Here is a 16,025-nt window from a genome sequence, read left to right as displayed (position 1 = left end):
TGAGTCGATACATTTAATTCCTTTCAATTTAGGTTCAGTAGCTTGTTTGCCACCGAACCTAACTCTCTTATATTCTGACTCTACGCAGTTAGTAGAGAAGCACCAAAGCCGACCAATCCAACGCCACAAAGCTGATTTATTCGTTGACCAAAACGCTCAAGAAAGTGGCGAGCTTTCGTAGATGTCAGCAAATACGATAGTAGAGCGAACCACAAGCAATGCAGAGCGGCGATGTAAACGCCATAGCCAATCGCGAATGTGTTGTTATCCGACTCAATGAGCTGACTAAAGATACTTAGAAAGAACAACATGGTTTTGGGATTAAGCAGGTTGCATAGAAATCCTTGAATCAAGAAGGTTCTTTGCTGGGTTTTCGGTGATGAGTCTTGTGCCTTTAAACGAAACTTCGTGCTACGTAATCCCGAAATACCTAAGTAAATTAAGTATCCCGCACCCGCATATTTAACAACATTAAACAAAGAAGGGCGGTTAGTAGCGCCTTTTGGTTTTGTACCATCAGGGCATAACTATGTGTTGCTTAGTAGTAGTGAGCCTCTTTTAGCCGATGAGTCTGAATTTCTTCAGTGGCTTGTTAAAAGGTTGTCGGTTTGCCAGCCGGGCTAAAGCTAGTCATTGTTTCTTTAAGCTATCCGAGTAACAAAAGAGCCGGAGAATCGTGCGGCTGTTGTTATTGGATGTGTTTCTTAGTGCGTTAATTAGCGCTTAACAAACTCGGTCACTTTGTATGTTGACGATATTTGCGGTGGTTTCTTCGTCAGTAGGCGGAAGTTTCATTTACGCGAGTGCGTCAGCAGCGACGTGAATTGCACTAATGCCTTGTTTTGGAGCTAAACTTGCGTTGGTAGGGAGACCTTTAAGTGTCTCTATCGAGTGGAAAATACACCTCATTAGCCGTACGAAAAGTTAGCCATTTGACATGCAAATGTAAACAAAGTGTTACTTTCGTTTGTTGTTATCTAATTGTTTTTTCTAGTCTTTGTCTGTGTGTAAAGTGGCCGTTTACACCTATTGGTTAACTGTATGTAAACACACGACTTGTGGTCAAAAGGTTCCCTTTACGACGCAATTCAGCAAACTTAGAAGTATAGACACGCTGAAACATGACAAGAGGGATCAAAAATGAACGAGGCGTTTAACCCACTAGGCACTGATGGTTTTGAGTTTGTGGAATACACGGCTGCGGACGAGAAAGGGATACAGGCACTTAAAGACCTGTTTAATTCACTAGGCTTTGCCGAAATTGCTAAGCATCGCTCAAAAGAAGCTTGGTTATATCGTCAAGGCGACATCAGCTTTATCGTCAATGCTCAGCCTCATAGCCAGGCTGAAGAGTTTGCTAAAATCCATGGCCCATCGGTTTGTGGTATGGCTTTCCGCGTTCATGATGCTTCGGCAGCACTTGAGCATGCGCTTAACAATGGCGGAGAAGAGTACAAAACAGAAATAGGCCCAATGGAGCTTAGCATCCCAGCCATATATGGCATTGGTCAGAGTCTGCTTTACTTCGTTGACCGTTACGGCAAACAGAGCATCTACGATGTTGATTTCAAATTCTACCCAGATGCCGAAGAACGATTGAAAAAAATGGACGTTGGAATGTATGAGATCGATCACCTCACACACAACGTTAAGCAAGGCAACATGGATACTTGGGCTGGGTTCTACGAGCGTATCGGTAACTTCCGTGAGATTCGTTACTTTGATATTGAAGGCAAACTGACTGGTCTTGTGAGCCGTGCTATGACTGCACCGTGCGGCAAAATCCGTATCCCGATTAACGAATCGTCAGACGACAAGTCTCAGATCGAAGAGTTTATCCGCGAATACAACGGCGAAGGCATTCAGCATATCGCGCTTAGTACCGATGATATCTACCAAACTGTACAGACACTACGCGACCGCGGTATGAACTTCATGCCAACACCGGACACGTATTACGAGAAAGTGAATGAGCGTGTCGAAGGCCACGAAGAAGATATCGACAAGCTGCGCGAGCTACAAATTCTTATTGATGGCGCACCAATGAAAGATGGCATCTTGCTACAAATCTTTACGCAAACAGTGATTGGGCCGGTTTTCTTTGAGATTATCCAGCGTAAAGGGAATGAAGGGTTTGGAGAAGGTAACTTCAAAGCGCTGTTTGAATCTATCGAAGAAGATCAAATTCGCCGAGGAGTACTGAGCGATGCATAAATGGATCACATTCCCTCATCGGGAGGGAGTGTGCTCTAAACAGGCACATGCAGACTTCCCGGAAGAGGCAATTTACGAAAGAGAAGCCGGTCGAAGTGGATTCTTCGGCCCAGCGGCTCACTTCCACCACCAACATGCTCCGACTGGTTGGACAGAGTGGGAAGGGGAGTTGCGTCCTCGCGCGTTCAATTTCAATTTCGTTGAGAAAGCGAGCCAAATTTCTCCATGGAGTGTGCCTCATTTGCTCCACAATGCGGATTGCAAAATCCGTGTTTGGAAGATGGATGAGAAGATGGATTTCTTGGTGCGCAATGCAGACGGCGACGAGCTGCTGTTCATCCACCAAGGTAAAGCGGATCTCTACTGCGATTATGGCCATATTGAAGTGACGGAAGGCGACTACGTGGTCATCCCTCGTTCGACTAACTGGCGATTAGAACCGTCTGAGCCGATGTTCATTCTAATGGTTGAAAACACCGATGCTGCCTACACTTTGCCTGATAAAGGGATGGTGGGTAACCACGCAGTGTTTGATCCAGCAGTGTTGGAAGTGCCATCAATCAACGAACAATTCCAAGCGCAGTATTCTGAGCAGCAAACTCAGGTTCAGGTGAAGCGCCATGAAAAAGTCAGCACAATTACTTACCCATTTAACCCGTTAGACGCCATTGGCTGGCACGGTGATTTAGCGGTAGTGAAAGTGAATTGGCGAGATATCAGGCCACTCATGTCGCACCGCTACCATTTACCACCATCAGCGCATACGACATTTGTTGGATCAGGGTTCGTCATTTGTACGTTTGTACCTCGCCCGATTGAGAGCGATCCGGGCGCACTCAAAGTACCTTTCTATCACAATAATGATGATTACGATGAAGTGCTGTTTTATCACGCAGGTGACTTTTTCAGCCGAGATAATATCGAAGCAGGGATGGTGACTTTCCATCCAGCCGGTTTTACTCATGGACCACACCCGAAAGCCTTTAAAGCGGGTCAAGAATACAAGAAGAAGTTCACGGACGAAGTGGCAGTCATGATCGATACTCGCCATGCTTTGACGTTCAGTGACGAGGCGAAAAGTGTAGAAAATAAAGAATATGTCTACAGTTGGAAAGTGTAGAGCTTAGTATTAAGGGAATTAAAAAATGAAGTTAGCGACCCTGAAAAACAGTACCCGCGATGGACTCCTAGTGGTGGTGAATAAAGCGTTGACCAAATGTGTTGCGGTACCAGAAATCGCGGAAAACTTGCAACAAGCGCTCGATCACTGGCAACGCGTAGAGCCTCAGCTTAACGAAGTGTATGTCGCGTTAAATGAAGGTGAGTTGGTTAATGAAATGGACTTTGACCAAGCGCTTTGTGAGTCGCCATTACCACGTGCTTATCAATGGGCGGATGGCAGCGCATACGTTAACCACGTAGAGTTGGTTCGTAAAGCGCGTGGAGCCGAAATGCCGCCAAGTTTTTGGACAGATCCGCTCATGTACCAAGGCGGTTCAGACGCATTTATTGGCCCATGTGACGACATCCCGGTCGGCAGCGAAGATTGGGGCATCGATTTTGAAGGTGAAGTTGCCGTCATAACGGACGATGTTCCTATGGGCGCGTCACCTCAAGAGGCGGCGTCAAAGATCAAACTGATCATGTTGGTTAACGATGTGTCGCTGCGCGGATTAATCCCTAATGAACTGGCGAAAGGCTTTGGCTTTTTCCAATCGAAACCGTCATCGGTGTTCTCTCCCGTTGCGGTTACGCCAGATGAATTGGGCGATGCGTGGGATGGCAGTAAGGTGAATTTACCTTTGCTCTCTTATTACAACGGCGCGCCATTTGGCTGCCCAAATGCGGGTGTTGATATGACGTTTGAGTTTCCTGAGCTGGTGGCGCATGCAGCGAAGACACGTCCGTTATCGGCAGGAGCAATTATCGGTTCAGGTACGGTTTCCAATAAACAGGGTACAGACTTTGGTACTGCCATTTCTGAAGGTGGGGTAGGCTACTCATGTATTGCTGAAGTGCGAATGATAGAGACGATTCGCGATGGCAAACCTTCAACAAGCTTCATGAAGTTTGGCGACAGAATTAAAATCGATATGCAGGATGAAGCAGGTAATTCGATATTTGGCGCGATCGATCAGCAAGTGGTGAAATACTGATGTCAGATATCACGCTCTATGGGTATTGGCGTTCGTCTGCAGCGTATCGAGTGAGAATTGCGCTGAATTTGAAAGGGATAGAATACCAACAGAAATCAATCCATTTGATCAAAGACGGTGGCGAGCAACACTCTGATGCTTTTAAACAGCTTAATCCGAGTGAACTGGTGCCTGTGCTGGTGGATGGGGATATTCGTCTTAATCAGTCGCTTGCGATTATCGATTATCTGGATGAGCAGTACCCTGACGTGCTGATGGTTCCAAAGGAGCGTGAAACACGCTATTTGGTGAAAGCCTTGGCACAGGATATTGCGGTTGATATTCACCCTCTCAATAATTTGCGCGTTCTGCAGTTTCTGTCGAGTCATGGAAGCTTTTCTGACGAAATGAAAAACCAGTGGTATCAACATTGGATTGAAGTGGGCTTTCAAAGCTTAGAGAAAAAGCTTGAACGGACAAGTGGGAAGTACTGCGTAGGGGATAACATTACCTTGGTTGATGTCTGCCTCGTCCCGCAGGTTTACAACGCAGAACGCTTTAATGTGGATTTGTCTCCTTTTCCTGTTATCAGAAAAGTGACCGCGTCACTTAGAGAGATTGCGGCATTTTCTCAAGCAGCGCCAGAAGCACAACCTGATGCCGTTTTACCAAAATAATCTCCCCAGTTATTTTGGGTGCTCGTAAGAAATTTTAGGCTAGAAAATCAAAAGGCCACCTCTTGGTGGCCCACTTCATTCTGGAGACTATGTGTGATTTAACGCAGTACTTGCTGTCGCTCACGCTGTTGGCGTTCAGCGACATTGAATTGACGCACATCCAATGCGGCTAAGTCATTGCACTCTGCACATGAGTGGTGACATTTTCCGTCAATGTATTCGTGTTTTGTTAACAAGCTTGGCTTTTTACACCAGTCACAGATACCTTCGATAGTAAACATGCTTTTCTCCCCACCTTAAACACTTAGGTGATAATTTCGAGGAAAATTATGACATGGAGAACCTATTCAGGTTAACTATTTGTTATTGTTTATGGGAGAGGGATCGATTGCGCAGCTTAGAATTTTCCGAGTGTGTCGAAAAAATTCAGCCAAAAGCGATATCGTTTGTAACTATTTATTAACATTGCTAAGTATGACTTTCAGTGCAGTGTTTAAACGCTTCATTTCCTCTTGCGTTCCTTGTCGATCAGGGTGGTAGATCTTGCACAATTGCTTGTACCTTACTTTGATCTCCTTACTGTCGGGCACGTTTGATGGATCAAATCCAAATAAGGCACAGGCCAGCGCAATATTGTGTTCTTGTGGAGAGGATTGCGGTCTGGAGGGCGCCCCTTTACTGGCTTGCAATTTTTTGAATTGGCGATACAACGTTTCGAGTTGGCGCTTCTGCTGCTGGATCGTTTTTTCTTGGTCTTGCACTTGATGTTTCAGAGACAGACTCTCCTTATGCGCGTGAGAGTCCAAAGCGTTTGATTGCTGGTTTAACTTCTTGATTTTCTTTTTGTGCCAGACAGATCCGGAAACAAGCAAACATGTCAGCAGAAGGGAGACATAAAGAAACTCATCATCATTATTGTCACCGAGCTTTGATGCTGTTTCAGGTAGGCGTTTTGTTTCTGGGCTGGAGTGTTCCACCGTCTCTTCTAAGTGATCAATGGATGAGATTTGCTTAGCGCGCTGGGCATTAAATTGTTTCTGTAAAATGCGCTCATACCCATTTTGAGCCTTCTCACTCTTTTTCGCGGCTACTTGATACCAAATTTTGGCTAAATCGAGTCGGTTTAGTCTTTCATAAACATGGCCGATTTTGACCTGTGCCTCAGTATCGCCCGAAACGGAAAGTGTGGTGAGCCAGTAAAGTGCGCGGTCAGTTTGTTCACTGTTAGCAGGATGTTCTAGATAGATGTTAGCAAGAGAAAATGCCGCTTCTGGATTACCGGAAATTGCGGCTTGTTCCAGCCAATAGATTGCCTCATTAACTGATACGTCAACCCCTTCACCATGAAGATAACGTTGACCTAGCTGATATTGGGCTAGGGTGTCTTGGGATTGCGCTTTGGCGGTTAAGTCTTCAACAGAGCCAGCGAAGTATAGGGGAGAAATGAGAAGAAAGACAAATGCGAACAGTTTCAAGCCAAACCCTTAGAGGTGTGTATCTAGGAACGTGTAGTGTAATGCAATTCTTCCGCAAATAAAAAATGGCTTCCGAAGAAGCCATTTACATCACAATTGTTCCGCTCGAAAAGGTTATTTAAGAGGTAGGATCTGAATTTCAACGCGACGGTTACATGCGCGACCAGCGGTTGTGTCATTTGTACATAGTGGGTAACGTTCACCGTTACCGCGTGCAATTGCACGGCCTGAAGCGACACCTTGAGAAATCAGGTAAGAACGCACTGATTCAGCACGACGCTCAGAAAGTACTTGGTTTAGATTGTCGCCGCCAGTACTGTCCGTGTGACCATCAATCACAAGGCTCGTGTCTGGGTACTCAACAAGAATACGAGCAACACCGCGAAGCGTGTTGTGGATGCTTGCGTCTAGTTGGTATGAGCTAGATGTAAAGCCAATGCCGTTTTCCAAACGTAGAAGAAGCTGGTTTTCACCTACACGCTCAACCTGTACACCAGAGTTTAGAAGCTCTTTACGTAGCGCTGCTTCTTGTTGGTCAAAGTAGTAGCCTACGCCGCCACCCACTGCTGCACCGCCTGCTGCGCCGATTAGCGCGCGCTGACGACGTTCTTTCGCGTCATCACCAGTTGCTAGACCAGCTGCTGCACCAGCAATAGCACCAATAAGCGCACCTGTTGTTGCAGAGTTAGTTTCCATTTCACCTGTTGTAGCGTTCTGACGTTGAGTAGCCTGACAACCAGTAAGCGCGATAGCCACTGCTAGGGCAAGCGTTATTTTTTTCACAAGTACATCTCCGTATTTTCTGAATTGTTTTCAGAATCGTTTGTTAGAAGTTCTGGGAAAGGAATCATCCCGAAAAAGCGAGACAAGTCAACAGAAACTATTCTAATTGACTGAACCTTAACGAAACCTTAACGAATATTAGCGCAACATCTTAGGCGCTTGAGCACCATCAATCGGACGATTGACCGAAACCGTTCTGCCTTTTTTCAACCCGACTTCGTAATCAGCAGTCAGGTTTTTCATCGCTTCTCTAAGTTGTTGTTTAAACGTTTCTCTATCGATATTTTTAAATTCTTTGTCGATGTAATCGTCAATTTTTTTAGCAGATTCTTCATCTGGGCTGATAATTGGCAACTTTTCTAGTGCGCCTTCTACCCAGCCAGAGAGAAAAGAGTTCACGCGGCGAGTGACTTCACCAGACGGGGTTCCTGACCCAGCAAAGCTGTTACGAAACTTACCAGTCTGTTCATTCATTTCGCGGTAGATGATGTCGAAGGCAAACGCGGCAAAAATGGCGCGGTCTGCTTCACCAATAAACTCAACGCGTTTCAGTCCTTTGTGGTTAAGGAGAACGGCTTCGACACCAAATTTGGTATTGATCCCACGAATAATGCGAAGTAAATGTGAGCCAACATTTGCAGGGAGTAGGTGTGTCGATTGAGTTTTTCCCATCTTGATAAATTCAATATCATCTTTATCTAGACCATATTTCATCATCAAACGGTGCGCCATTTTAATCGCGTTGGCAGCTTCATTAACGTTAGCTGAATTACCAAGCTCTAGGCATTTCGCAATTTTTTTAAGGGCTTTTTGTTTATCCATCGACACAACAACAGTAACTTATTTTGGAAAGTCGGCCATTTTAACGTGTTCTGGACAAAAACGGAAACAAGAGTGGAAAAAGCGTTAGCCAAATTTGATTTAATCGGCAAATTTCGGTTAGAAAAAGCGCTGCATGTGAGGTGCAGCGCGAGCGGGTGTTGTTAAATGCCGAGTTCATCCAAAAGCGTATTTGGGTCAATATCTGAATTGGCGGCTGGTGTTGTTTTAGTCTGCATCTGTTGGCGTGCTTGTTCCAAGATCGAATCAGGGCATTCATCTTCTGGGGTTTCAAATTCTTCGAGTTGGATAAATTCTGTTTTATCCATCGCAAGCTCTAAGTAAAAAATGTTGCCGTTTGCCGTGGAGAAGGTGACACGGCGAGCTTGAGGACGATCTAAGTTCGTATCAACCGATAGAATCACTTGTTTGTTTAGAGCCAGCATCTTCGGTTGGTTCTGGGTAATGTGAGTGTGCAGTGTTTTGCGCACTTGATTGGTAAAGTCTCCAACCAGTTGGTTCATCAACTCACCCAAAACGTCGCCCACCTCATCAGATGTATGAAGGATTGCGAGCTCTTCTTCAGGTATTCCCATGTTACGCATGTAGTTGGAGTAAAGTTCTAATGCCGCTTTCGCCGTAAAATTGATCACGACTAGGCCAGAGAATCCACCATCGAACAACACAAAGCAGCCGAAATCAGGCTTGAGGCTAGTTTTGGTGATTTTCTGAACCATTGGAGAGTAGTTGACTTGAGAGCCAGTAGCAGAGGTTAAAACGCCTGAAACAGATTGGCAAAGTGTTAGCAATATATCTTCTGTTGTAATAATTTTTGTTTTTTTCATCGGTGATTTGCTCGTAAAGGCACTTTAAATCAAGTCCATGATTTTAAAGAGTGAGAAAGAATTGCGCGAAGTGCTAATTTGACACTGCATTTCTGTTTTGATCACCCTTTTAAATGTTGTAAAGTGACATAATTCAAAAATTAAAACCATATCACACAGAACCCAATGCTGACTGGATCAGCGCAGTAGGGGCAGGAAGCAAATGTTACCAAGATTACACTCTCAATCTGACGTGGATCCCGTCGTCCTCATTTTTCTGGAAGAACTTAAAAAATCAGGCTTTTCCGGAGATATTGAAAGCCAATATTCAAGCCGATTAGCGGTTGCAACGGATAACAGCGTCTATCAGCAACTACCTCAAGCCGTTGTGCATCCCAAATCAACACAAGATGTAGCACTTATCGGTAAATTAAGCGTTAAGCCTGACTATGAAAGAATCACTTTTTCTCCACGTGGCGGTGGTACAGGCACTAACGGACAATCTTTGACAAAAGGGATTGTGGTTGATTTATCACGTCACATGAATAAAGTGCTGGAAATCAACGAAGACGAGGGTTGGGTACGTGTACAAACAGGGGTGGTGAAAGACCAACTGAACGATGCAGTGCGACCTTATGGTTACTTCTTTTCTCCCGATCTTTCTACCAGCAATCGCGCCACAATCGGTGGTATGGTCAATACCGATGCGTCTGGTCAGGGCTCACTGAAATACGGTAAAACGTCCGATCACGTATTGTCATTGCAGGCGGTTTTTGCTGATGGTTCTGTGCTTGAATCTGATCTCTCAAAAGGTCGTCCGGATGACGGTCAATACGCTGCGACCGCTCTTAAAGTGACAGAGCAGGTTTGCCGTGACAAAAGAGAACATATCAAGGCGAAATTCCCTCCTCTAAATCGATTTCTTACCGGTTACGATCTAAAAAATGCGCTGGATGAAAGTAGCGATGAGTTCAATTTAACTCGTGTTTTGTGTGGTGCGGAAGGCTCATTGGCATTTATCACTGAAGCGAAGCTAAACCTTACGCCAATTCCTAAAGCGCGTACTTTGGTTAACGTTAAGTACGACAGCTTTGATTCGGCATTGCGAAATGCGCCATTGATGGTAGAGGCTAAAGCACTGTCGGTTGAAACCGTAGATTCAAAAGTGCTTAACCTAGCGAAAGAAGACATCGTGTGGCATACCGTAAGTGACCTACTTGCTGATGTTCCGGGCAAAGACATGCAGGGCATTAATATGGTCGAATACGCAGGCCAGAACGAAGAGGAAGTCACCCTGCAAGTTGCAGAATTGACCGCTCGCTTGGATAAGATGCTAGAGCAAGGAGAAGCAGGCATCATTGGTTATCAGGTGTGTGATGATCTTGCTAGCATCGGCCGTATTTACAACATGCGCAAAAAAGCGGTTGGGCTGCTCGGCGCTGCAAAAGGCCGCGCAAAACCGGTCGCCTTTGCGGAAGATACTTGCGTACCGCCAGAAAACTTAGCGGACTTTATCGTCGAATTTAGAGAGCTACTGGATGCGAAACAGCTTAGCTACGGTATGTTTGGTCACGTTGACGCTGGTGTGTTGCATGTGCGCCCCGCGTTAGACCTGTGCGATCCTAAGCAAGAAGCTCTGATGCATGAAATATCGGATGAAGTGGTTAAGTTAGTTGCCAAGTATGGCGGCTTAATGTGGGGTGAGCACGGCAAAGGGTATCGTTCTGAATATGGGCCAGAGTTTTTTGGTGATGAACTCTTCACTGAATTAAGACGAGTTAAAGCGGCGTTCGATCCGCACAATAAAATGAACCCGGGTAAGATCTGTACACCGCTAGAGAGTGATGCAGAGTTAGTTAAAGTAACCGATACCAAGCGTGGCTATTTTGACCGCCAAATCGACGTACAAGTCCGTGACAGCTTTAAACAAGCGATGGAGTGTAACGGGAACGGTTTGTGTTTTAACTACGATACCTCGTCTCCAATGTGTCCTTCTATGAAGGTGACAGCGGACCGCCGCCACTCGCCCAAAGGCCGCGCAGGTTTGGTTCGTGAATGGTTGAGACAGTTAACCGAGCAAGGCGTTGATATTCTCGATTTGGAACAAAAAACGCTAGAAAACAATACGCCTGTCAAAACTATGATTGACCGCGTAAGAAACTCGTTTAACAAGCGTCATGAGTACGACTTCTCTCACGAAGTGTATGAAGCGATGAACGGATGCTTAGCCTGTAAAGCATGTGCCAGCCAGTGCCCGATCAAAGTCGATGTACCAAGCTTTCGTTCGCGTTTCTTAAACATTTACTACTCACGTTATCAGCGACCAGCGAAAGATTACTTAGTTGCCAACATTGAGACGATGCTGCCAGTAATGGCGAAAGCGCCTAAGTTGGTTAACAGTGCAATCAAACAGAAGTGGGTACAGAAAATAACCGCGTCGTCGATCGGTTATGTTGATGCGCCTTTACTGTCCGTACCAACACTTGAAGAGAGAATGAAATCCTTTAAGGCGTTCGATCTTACTCATTTGGCATCGTTGTCTGAGCAGGAAAAACAGAACCACCTTGTTATTGTTCAAGACCCGTTCACCAGTTATTACGATGCCAGTGTGGTAGAAGACTTCGCGAAACTCGCGGTAAAACTTGGTAAAACGCCAGTTCTGCTCCCGTTTAAGCCAAACGGCAAAGCGCAGCATATTAAGGGCTTCCTCAAGCAATTTGCTAAAAATGCCAGCTCAACAGCGGCATTCCTACAAAAAGTGGCGGATCTGGGTATTCCGTTAGTCGGTGTCGATCCTGCGTTGGTTCTGTGTTACCGAGATGAGTATCAGGAAGTGCTCGGCGAAAAACGCGGTGACTTCCAAGTACTGACTTCGCACGAGTGGTTACTTCCACGTTTAAGCGAATTTGACGTTTCATCCCAAACGGCCCAAGAGCCTTGGTATTTGCTTGCTCACTGCACAGAAAAGACCAAAATGCCGAATGCAGAAAAAGAGTGGGGAGAAATCTTTGCTCATTTTGGCGGCCAATTAAACACAGTTCCAGTGGGCTGTTGTGGCATGGCGGGTACTTTTGGCCATGAAGTTGATAAGTTGCAGATGTCCAAAGACATTTACGGATTAAGCTGGAAGCCTAATTTGGACACTTTGCCAAAAGAGCGCTGCTTAATCACGGGCTATTCTTGTCGAAGCCAAGTGAAGCGCTTTGAAGGGGTTAATGTCCAACATCCCGTTCAGGCGTTATTACAGTTCATCTGATCCGCGAGTAGCCCAGTATTTCATGCTGGGCTATTTTTTAACTATCCGTATTTGGGTGTTGGCCTTATGGAAAAATTAGAACGCAAAATTCCACCCGTAGTCGTGTTTATTATTTTAATCGTGATCATTAATCGCGTTTCTCACGAATTTACCGCGCTGACATTGCCTCTTCCACTCAATGCTTTGGTATTCGCGGCGTGCTTTATTTTATCCGGTGTGATTGGTGTGGCAGGGGTATTCCAGTTTCACCGTGCGAATACCACTATTCATCCGGTCAAAGTAGAAGATGCATCGACAGTGGTGCAGACGGGAATATTCGCCTATACACGTAATCCTATGTATCTGGCGCTATTTTTGCTGCTTGTTGGGTATGCCTATTGGCACCAAAACGTGCTCGCGATTGCACTTGCGTTTACATTCATTCCTTATATGACTCGGTTTCAGATCAAACCAGAAGAGCGCGCATTGGAAAAGCTGTTTGGTGAGGAGTACCGTCAATATAAACAGCGAGTTAGGCGTTGGATTTAGCGTTGGATCCCAATTCTTAATGAGTTTTTATTAATAAGCTCCGGTAGAGGTATTTCGATTTGGTATTCAGCGGTATGATTGGTCGCCAGTGTATATGACCAATAGGAAACTGAATGCATGATACGTTGGCCCATTTCTCCATTTATTGCCTCAGCGACTTGCCTGTTAACTGCGACAAGTGTTGCCCAAGACATTTCCCCACGAATTATTGACGGAACAACCGCAACAAGTAATGACTGGCCTTACATGACAGCTTTAGTGGCTAAAGGTGCCTCTGCCTATGAAGGGCAGTTTTGCGGCGCTAGCTACATTGGTGATCACTACATTTTGACTGCAGCGCACTGTGTCGAAAATGTTTCTAAAGACGACTTTGACGTGATTGTCGGCATCAACAACCTCAACAATGAGCTTAATGAAGGGGTAAGGCTACCTGCCCAGCAATTCTATATTCATCCTGACTACGATAGTGATTCGTTAGTAAACGATATTGCTATCATTGAGTTACCGAGAGTGTTAACCACTAATGAAGCCATTCCTGTTCAGTTAGCTGATGCTAATACTCGTGCTGCTACACCAGTCGGAGCCAGTATGACTGTTGCTGGCTGGGGTTCTACGACGCCTGAATATGGCAACCATACAACGTCGGCTCAATTGCTTGAAGTGACAGTACCTATGGTCGATCAAGGCACGTGTGCGACTGCCTTTAGAGGCGTATCTAGCGATGTTGACTCTGAGAACTTTTGCGCCGGCAACAGCTTCGAAGGACATGACTCCTGCCGTGGTGATAGCGGGGGGCCGCTTGTTCTAGGCAACAGCGGAACTCAATTAGGCATCGTAAGTTTTGGTTCTATGCGATGCGGTGACGCGAGCTCTTATGGTGTGTATACCAACATAAGCAAGTACGTTGAATGGATTGATCAAATCACATCTGGTTTAAGCTATAGCCAATACAGCTTTGCTGGTTATACAGGGCTAGGTTCAAGTAGTCACGACTTCACGTTTACGAATCTTTCTGCTGACGCACTCACCTATACGAGTGCTCAGCCTTGGTTTGATAATACATTTATTACAGAGAACAGCTGTGCGACAAAAGGAACACTAAACAAAGGTGAAAGCTGTGTTGTCCGAGTTAGCTTTAACGCGCAAATGTATGGAGCTGAGTACTTAGGTATCACATTTAACTATCAGCAAAATGGGCAGAGCCGTAGCGTAGATTCCGGTGCCAGATATGAAGTTGCTATGCAGGCAAGCTCGGAACTTTCAGAGGTCTTTTCTTTAGAAGGTGTGACGGTTTATACCAATGATAAGCCATGGCAAGCTGCTTCAAGTGGGATTCGAACTGCGCCTATCACACACAATGAGCGATCAACGGTGATCTTTGATGATCTGTCGCCAGGTCACTACGAATTGAAGGTAAGAGTCTCTTCCGAGTCTGCTGATCCGTTATCAATTTATATCAATGGTGTCGAATATTATGGTGTTGGGGGACAGTTTACGGATGAAGTCCAAGTCTATTTACCTGCGGTGAGAAACCGCATTAAGTTTGAATATCACAAGGATGGATCGATTGACGAAGGGGAAGATGCTGCGTATCTCTTAAGCTTCCGAAAAGTGGCAAATCCGAGTGCGACGTCTGGCCTTAAGAGAATCGAAGGTGGCGGAGGAAGTTTTGGCTGGTTGTCCTTGCTTGTCTTGTTACCACTACTAAGACGCAACAAGTAAAAATAAAGATCCCCACTCGCGAGTGGGGGTCTTTGATTAGTGAATAGCGCTGTTGTTAGATGCTTGGCAGTATTGCTTCTGGCATCATATGGTTGTGCACAGCCAGTTTTAGCAGAGCGTTCGCTTGTTCAATATCTGGCGCAAAGTAACGGTCTTTATCATAGAAAGAGACACGTTCACGAAGAATTTGCTTTGCTTCCTCTACACGAGCTGAAGACTTGTTTGGCGCACGGAAATCAAGGCCTTGAGCAGCTGACAGGTACTCTACCGCCAAAATGCCACGTGTGTTCTCCGCCATATCGCGCAAGCGACGACCTGCGAATGTTGCCATTGATACGTGATCTTCTTGGTTTGCAGATGTAGGCAAGCTATCCACAGAAGCAGGGTGAGCTAGTGTTTTATTCTCACTTGCTAGTGCTGCAGATGTTACCTGAGCAATCATAAAGCCAGAGTTTACGCCGCCGTTATCCACCAAGAATGGAGGCAACTTACTGAGCGCGCTGTCGATAAGCAAAGCCATACGACGTTCAGACAGGCTACCAATCTCTGCAATTGCCAAAGCAAGGTTATCTGCTGCCATTGCGACGGGTTCTGCATGGAAGTTACCACCTGAGATAATGTCGCCATCATCAGCGAATACAAGCGGGTTATCCGAGACTGAGTTCGATTCGACTTCCAAAATATCAGCGGAATTGCGAATTTGCTGTAAACACGCGCCCATCACCTGAGGCTGACAGCGTAGTGAGTATGGATCTTGTACTTTTTCACAGCTTGTGTGTGAATCACCGATCTCACTGCTGACGTCCAACATATGGCGATATGCCAGTGCAGCATCCATTTGACCACGATGGCCGCGTACACGGTGAATACGTGGGTCAAACGGGCGGCGACTACCGAGTGCTGCTTCAACCGACATCGCACCACATACGGTAGCAGAGGCAAACAAGTCTTCTGCGGCGAATAGACCTTCAAGGGCAAACGCAGTGGAAGCCTGAGTACCGTTTAGAAGTGCTAACCCTTCTTTTGGCGCGAGAGTGATTGGGTCTAGACCTGCAATTTTTAGTGCCTCTAGGCCCGAAATGATTTTGCCATTGTGTCGCGCTTGACCTTCACCCAAAAGGACGGTGCTCATATGCGCAAGCGGTGCTAAGTCGCCAGACGCACCCACAGAACCTTTTTGCGGTACGCATGGGTAGACTTGTGAATTCACCAGTTGAATCAATGCTTGAATAACTTTCAGACGGATACCTGAATAACCGCGAGACAAGCTGTTGATCTTAAGTACCATCATTAGGCGAACCGTCTCATCGGACATAAACTTGCCAATACCCGCCGCGTGTGACAGCACAATACTTTTCTGCAGTGTTTCAAGATCTTCTGGCGCAATACGAGTATTGGCTAGTAGGCCGAAACCTGTGTTAATACCGTAAACAGTGCGATCTTCAGCGATAACTTGTTCAACGACCTGAGTGCTTTCTTCAATCGCAGGAAATGCTGCTGGGTCAAGTGATAAGTTCACAGGTGAACGGCTGACTTGACGAAGTTCTTTTAAGCTAACATGTCCCGGCTTTAGCATTAAATTTAACATTTTC

Annotated in this window: 14 protein-coding genes; 7 read left to right on the top strand and 7 right to left on the bottom strand. The window is 45.8% G+C overall.

Going from position 1 to position 16,025, the window contains the following annotated elements; genetic code table 11:
* Window positions 1–80: 80 nt before the first annotated feature.
* Complete coding sequence (locus NP165_RS07335; RefSeq protein ID WP_257083329.1) at window positions 81–479, bottom strand: LysE family translocator; 399 nt, start codon at window positions 477–479, stop codon at window positions 81–83.
* Window positions 480–1,140: 661 nt separating this feature from the next.
* Here NP165_RS07335 and hppD point away from each other — a divergent pair.
* From hppD to maiA, 4 genes are read left to right on the top strand one after another with little or no spacing between them, the layout of a single operon-like run.
* A complete protein-coding gene (gene hppD / locus NP165_RS07330; protein ID WP_257083328.1) occupies window positions 1,141–2,214 on the top strand; it encodes a 4-hydroxyphenylpyruvate dioxygenase in 1,074 nt (357 codons plus the stop codon).
* Complete coding sequence (locus NP165_RS07325; RefSeq protein WP_257083327.1) at window positions 2,207–3,334, top strand: homogentisate 1,2-dioxygenase; 1,128 nt, start codon at window positions 2,207–2,209, stop codon at window positions 3,332–3,334. The genes hppD and NP165_RS07325 overlap by 8 nt, the downstream gene beginning before the upstream one ends.
* Before the next feature lie 25 nt (window positions 3,335–3,359).
* Window positions 3,360–4,370: a fumarylacetoacetate hydrolase family protein gene (locus NP165_RS07320; RefSeq protein ID WP_257083326.1), complete on the top strand. Its 1,011-nt coding sequence runs from the start codon at window positions 3,360–3,362 to the stop codon at window positions 4,368–4,370.
* Window positions 4,370–5,026 carry a maleylacetoacetate isomerase gene (maiA, locus tag NP165_RS07315; protein WP_257083325.1) on the top strand — a complete coding sequence of 219 codons (657 nt, stop codon included), beginning with the start codon at window positions 4,370–4,372 and terminating at the stop codon, window positions 5,024–5,026. The genes NP165_RS07320 and maiA overlap by 1 nt, the downstream gene beginning before the upstream one ends.
* A 98-nt stretch (window positions 5,027–5,124) precedes the next feature.
* Here the strand turns inward: maiA and NP165_RS07310 are convergent, their stop codons facing one another.
* From NP165_RS07310 to NP165_RS07290, 5 genes are all read right to left on the bottom strand, one after another.
* Window positions 5,125–5,307: a hypothetical protein gene (locus tag NP165_RS07310; protein WP_257083324.1), complete on the bottom strand. Its 183-nt coding sequence runs from the start codon at window positions 5,305–5,307 to the stop codon at window positions 5,125–5,127.
* 171 nt (window positions 5,308–5,478) lie between these two features.
* Complete coding sequence (locus NP165_RS07305) at window positions 5,479–6,501, bottom strand: hypothetical protein (protein WP_257083323.1); 1,023 nt, start codon at window positions 6,499–6,501, stop codon at window positions 5,479–5,481.
* 114 nt (window positions 6,502–6,615) lie between these two features.
* Window positions 6,616–7,284 (bottom strand): YiaD family glycine zipper/OmpA-like lipoprotein, encoded by a 669-nt coding sequence (locus tag NP165_RS07300; RefSeq protein ID WP_257083322.1) that lies wholly within the window; start codon window positions 7,282–7,284, stop codon window positions 6,616–6,618.
* Window positions 7,285–7,422: 138 nt separating this feature from the next.
* The gene (locus NP165_RS07295; RefSeq protein ID WP_257083321.1) at window positions 7,423–8,106 is read right to left on the bottom strand and encodes a DUF2786 domain-containing protein; all 684 of its coding nucleotides are present in this window, start codon (window positions 8,104–8,106) and stop codon (window positions 7,423–7,425) included.
* 161 nt (window positions 8,107–8,267) lie between these two features.
* Window positions 8,268–8,948 (bottom strand): DUF3334 family protein, encoded by a 681-nt coding sequence (locus NP165_RS07290; protein ID WP_257083320.1) that lies wholly within the window; start codon window positions 8,946–8,948, stop codon window positions 8,268–8,270.
* A 202-nt stretch (window positions 8,949–9,150) separates the two neighbouring features.
* Between NP165_RS07290 and ydiJ the strand changes: the two genes are divergently transcribed.
* The 3 genes from ydiJ to NP165_RS07275 all read left to right on the top strand — a co-directional run bounded on the left by ydiJ (window position 9,151) and on the right by NP165_RS07275 (window position 14,433).
* The gene (ydiJ, locus tag NP165_RS07285) at window positions 9,151–12,183 is read left to right on the top strand and encodes a D-2-hydroxyglutarate dehydrogenase YdiJ (protein WP_257083319.1); all 3,033 of its coding nucleotides are present in this window, start codon (window positions 9,151–9,153) and stop codon (window positions 12,181–12,183) included.
* Window positions 12,184–12,249: 66 nt separating this feature from the next.
* Window positions 12,250–12,711 (top strand): methyltransferase family protein, encoded by a 462-nt coding sequence (locus tag NP165_RS07280; protein WP_257083318.1) that lies wholly within the window; start codon window positions 12,250–12,252, stop codon window positions 12,709–12,711.
* Window positions 12,712–12,828: 117 nt separating this feature from the next.
* Complete coding sequence (locus NP165_RS07275) at window positions 12,829–14,433, top strand: serine protease (protein WP_257083317.1); 1,605 nt, start codon at window positions 12,829–12,831, stop codon at window positions 14,431–14,433.
* Window positions 14,434–14,488: 55 nt separating this feature from the next.
* Here the strand turns inward: NP165_RS07275 and hutH are convergent, their stop codons facing one another.
* Entirely contained in the window at window positions 14,489–16,021 is a 1,533-nt protein-coding gene (gene hutH, locus NP165_RS07270) for a histidine ammonia-lyase (protein WP_257083316.1), read from the bottom strand.
* Window positions 16,022–16,025 lie beyond the last annotated feature (4 nt).

The organism is Vibrio japonicus, from assembly GCF_024582835.1.
Lineage (GTDB): Bacteria > Pseudomonadota > Gammaproteobacteria > Enterobacterales > Vibrionaceae > Vibrio > Vibrio japonicus.
Note: the sequence above shows the minus strand (reverse complement) of the source record. Positions and strands in the feature narration are given on the sequence as shown.

Bases quoted from the DNA above. Each gene is read 5' to 3' on its own strand.
- hppD (WP_257083328.1), top strand. From the start codon at position 1,141: ATGAACGAGGCGTTTAACCCACTAGGCACTGATGGTTTTGAGTTTGTG.
- NP165_RS07325 (WP_257083327.1), top strand. From the start codon at position 2,207: ATGCATAAATGGATCACATTCCCTCATCGGGAGGGAGTGTGCTCTAAA.
- NP165_RS07320 (WP_257083326.1), top strand. From the start codon at position 3,360: ATGAAGTTAGCGACCCTGAAAAACAGTACCCGCGATGGACTCCTAGTG.
- maiA (WP_257083325.1), top strand. From the start codon at position 4,370: ATGTCAGATATCACGCTCTATGGGTATTGGCGTTCGTCTGCAGCGTAT.
- NP165_RS07310 (WP_257083324.1), bottom strand. From the start codon at position 5,307: ATGTTTACTATCGAAGGTATCTGTGACTGGTGTAAAAAGCCAAGCTTG.
- NP165_RS07295 (WP_257083321.1), bottom strand. From the start codon at position 8,106: ATGGATAAACAAAAAGCCCTTAAAAAAATTGCGAAATGCCTAGAGCTT.
- NP165_RS07290 (WP_257083320.1), bottom strand. From the start codon at position 8,948: ATGAAAAAAACAAAAATTATTACAACAGAAGATATATTGCTAACACTT.
- ydiJ (WP_257083319.1), top strand. From the start codon at position 9,151: ATGTTACCAAGATTACACTCTCAATCTGACGTGGATCCCGTCGTCCTC.
- NP165_RS07280 (WP_257083318.1), top strand. From the start codon at position 12,250: ATGGAAAAATTAGAACGCAAAATTCCACCCGTAGTCGTGTTTATTATT.
- NP165_RS07275 (WP_257083317.1), top strand. From the start codon at position 12,829: ATGATACGTTGGCCCATTTCTCCATTTATTGCCTCAGCGACTTGCCTG.
- hutH (WP_257083316.1), bottom strand. From the start codon at position 16,021: ATGTTAAATTTAATGCTAAAGCCGGGACATGTTAGCTTAAAAGAACTT.